The following is a 520-nucleotide window of genomic DNA, read 5'->3' as shown; positions in this document are numbered from 1 at the left end:
CGCTACCAGCGCCGTGAGGATCTGTTCCAGCGTCACGCCATGCAATGGGTTGTTATTGGGTTCAGTCATGCCGAGCCTTTTTAAGCAAGAGAGGGAAAGCCGCGCACCATAGCCGAGCACTTGCTCAGGGGGAAGCGCATTCGCCCGCGACTGAGTTTAGCTATGGCTGATGACTGGCAAAAAAGTTCCGCTCGGCGATCACAAAAGAGATGTTATATTGTAACAACAGTTAATATCATAACCTGCGTTGAACGCCCCCTCTCTGCCAAGGAACCTGCAATGTCATCCCCCGCTCTCCCCCGTCACGTGCGTCGCCTGCGCCTGACGCCGCTGGCCACCGCACTGCTGATCTCCTCTCCGGTCTACGCGCTGGAGTTGCAACCCCAAGTTATTACCGGCAATCCCGTGGGGAGCATCCAGCTCGCCTCACCGACCACGGTACTGGAAGGGGATGACCTGACCTTGCAGCAGCAAGGCAGCTTGGGTGAGACCCTGAATAAACAACCCGGGGTGTCTTCGT

General features: G+C 57.1%; 1 pseudogene. It reads left to right on the top strand.

The annotated features are described in order from the left end of the window. Positions 1-279: 279 nt before the first annotated feature. Positions 280-520, top strand: a pseudogene (locus TU76_RS24340) (TonB-dependent receptor); the annotation flags it as partial.

This window comes from Pseudomonas psychrophila, from assembly GCF_001043005.1.
Classification (GTDB): domain Bacteria; phylum Pseudomonadota; class Gammaproteobacteria; order Pseudomonadales; family Pseudomonadaceae; genus Aquipseudomonas; species Aquipseudomonas psychrophila.
Note: the sequence above shows the minus strand (reverse complement) of the source record. Positions and strands in the feature narration are given on the sequence as shown.